Source organism: Lactobacillus sp. WILCCON 0149, from assembly GCF_057197965.1.
Genome location: NZ_JBUBHO010000019.1, coordinates 1 through 2,377, shown reverse-complemented (window position 1 = coordinate 2,377; position 2,377 = coordinate 1). Strand labels below are relative to the sequence as shown.

Annotated in this window: 3 protein-coding genes; 1 reads left to right on the top strand and 2 read right to left on the bottom strand. The window is 41.9% G+C overall.

Annotation, left to right across the window (positions count from 1 at the left end; genetic code table 11):
• Positions 1–91: 91 nt before the first annotated feature.
• Together ACYVUV_RS12250 and ACYVUV_RS12245 are read right to left on the bottom strand one after the other, a co-directional pair.
• The gene (locus ACYVUV_RS12250; RefSeq protein WP_484499563.1) at positions 92–499 is read right to left on the bottom strand and encodes a hypothetical protein; all 408 of its coding nucleotides are present in this window, start codon (positions 497–499) and stop codon (positions 92–94) included.
• Between the two features lie 671 nt (positions 500–1,170).
• Positions 1,171–1,812 carry a tyrosine-type recombinase/integrase gene (locus ACYVUV_RS12245; protein WP_484499562.1) on the bottom strand — a complete coding sequence of 214 codons (642 nt, stop codon included), beginning with the start codon at positions 1,810–1,812 and terminating at the stop codon, positions 1,171–1,173.
• A 70-nt stretch (positions 1,813–1,882) separates the two neighbouring features.
• Here ACYVUV_RS12245 and ACYVUV_RS12240 point away from each other — a divergent pair, with 70 nt between their 5' ends.
• A complete protein-coding gene (locus tag ACYVUV_RS12240) occupies positions 1,883–2,179 on the top strand; it encodes a hypothetical protein (protein ID WP_484499561.1) in 297 nt (98 codons plus the stop codon).
• The last annotated feature ends 198 nt before the right edge of the window (positions 2,180–2,377 follow it).

Here is a 2,377-nt window from a genome sequence, read left to right as displayed (position 1 = left end):
ACCGTCAAACAACAAAGCGTTGCAAACGTCCGAAAACATTTCGTTGTTCCAAAGCCATTTTTTCTCGATAGTGTCTTTTGTCCCGTGACGTTTATTTTGTTGTGCCATATAGTTCCTCTCCAAATAACTGCAACATCATTGCATTTCCTAAAGTAGTCACTACAGCGAGACGAACAAAGACATCTTTGTCGTGTGAAAGAATTGCAAGGTCATCGTAGCGCCCATTATAGGCAACTGCTTCACGAACGCAAGGACTACTATCCTTAACAAGGATATCCAAGTCTTTTTGTCTGCCTTTCTGAGCAACAGCACGTCTAACGCTAATTGACAAATCACTAATCAGTACGTCCAAGTCCTTGTTACGCCCAAAGTATGCGGCAAGCTCACGTTCCTTTTCTCGATCGCTCTTTACAAGCTGGTCCAGTTGTTCGTCCGTTTGCTCCCAGTATTCTTTAGCGAAGAGCTGTTGAAATTCCTTTGGTAACTTGTAGATTGTCATTGTTTTGTCCTCTCTGTTCTTTTAAAACAAAAAAGGACTCAAACGCTATATGCGTCTGAGTCCTCTGCCAATAATATTTTTCGATTTTTTCAACTATGGTGGGTCCATAATTGACTCCTTTCTAGTGCTCTGAGAACACAAAAAAGAGGCTGCAAAAACTTCTGCAGTCTCCTCTAACCTATTTTCGATGTTTTGTAAAATAACTAAAAGCATGACAAATAGCCATGCAAGAATTGTAAGTCCGGCTAAGCCAGGCTTTTAACACTACACGGAGAAACTTCTTCGTGCCAGCACTAAAATGCTGAAAAGCTTGTTGACCTTGCGGCCCACTAGAGCAACTGTTCTAGTGCTAAGTCCCCTGTGAGACCTAGGCGTAAAAAATAAATTTAGAATTTTCTACCCCTTAATTGTACATCTTGTCAGCCAAAATTGCATCCCTGTTCACCCGATAATCACAGAAAGCAGGGTGCTGTGAGGGCGATTCTGTTGCGCTCAAAATGTTTCGACTGTGCAGTTGTACTTTTGCGAGCAAATAGCAACCATCCTTTTCAAGCAAAACAAAAAGCATCCCTAGCCTATACAACAATGCACATGGTAGGGACGCTCTTATCAAAAATGACACCTTATCAATCCCGTTCAATTGTAATCTATTTCTAATGTTTTGGCAAGCCTTATCCGAGTCTGAATTGCTTCAAATCTTCTTCCATGCTTTCATCTTCCAGGCCAATATATCTCAGAGTAGTGGTTGGGCTGCTGTGATTGAGCATCTTCTGAAGCTTATACAATGCCCGTGGATCTGGATCGCCTGCTGGCGTCGTCGCGCTCTTAATGTAGTGATAGCCAAAAGTCTTTCTCAAGGTATGGGTACCAACAGTGTTGGGATCAATCTCGCACTGCCGGGCTGCCCGCTTCAAATCTTTGTAGAAGGACTTTCCTTCAATATGCCCCTCCCCTTTTCTGGAAGGGAAAAGCCAGTCGTTTGGCTTTAGCTGCATCTGCTCAATGTAATTTTCCAAGTCCTGGCTGATATTGCCAATATAGGCATGCCGGTTCTTGTGGGTTTTGGTTTCAACCAGGTTATACCATTCCCCGTCTTCAATGTCTGAGACCCTGGCCTTAACAATATCAGAAATTCGGAGACCAGTATTGATTCCAAAGACAAAAATCATGGCATTCCGCAGTCCGTTTCTATTTTGGCCAAGAACGGCTCCTGTTCCAAATTGTAGAGCCCGCTTCATGGCGTTAATTTCCTTAGCTGTTTTCAGCGGCCGGATATTTCTGCTGCTTTCCGTTTTTTTGACTTTTCTGCCCATTTTGCTGTTAAAATCCTCCCCTCATCGAATGCGTCATTTTACTTTTATTTTATCATAAAGGTGTATTGGAGTGGCAAAAATCGCCAAAAATCCGGTTTGCCAAATTAAGATTCGAATGCGTAAAAATCCTAATTTCTACGCATTCGTTTACAAGCAAAAACATCATCTGGGCAAAATCAATCGTGCTGAGAGGGTGATTCTGTTGCGCTCAAAAATATTTAGACGCGCAACTGTACATTTGCGTGCAAATGATAGAGAAAGCCGAAAATGCTATAATGTCTGTGAGATGGTGTTTTCTTTTGCAGCCGACTTTCACCATAAACAAGAAGTGGCTAGCACGCAGTCAGTTTCTAAGGAAGTCGTCTGACAGTAGATGCGCACTACTAAATAACAAACCTGACATTAAGCTTGCCTCATGGCCATGAGGCAAGCTTTTTGCTTTGTCAAACGAAAAAAAGCCACGCTTTTCCATCAAGTTGGAAAGGTGCAGCTTTACTTATCAGCTATTTTTCTACTCTAAGTCAAGTGTTATCAACGATTTTAGGCAATTTTATTTTGAAATAAA

Bases quoted from the DNA above. Each gene is read 5' to 3' on its own strand.
- ACYVUV_RS12250 (WP_484499563.1), bottom strand. From the start codon at position 499: ATGACAATCTACAAGTTACCAAAGGAATTTCAACAGCTCTTCGCTAAA.
- ACYVUV_RS12245 (WP_484499562.1), bottom strand. From the start codon at position 1,812: ATGGGCAGAAAAGTCAAAAAAACGGAAAGCAGCAGAAATATCCGGCCG.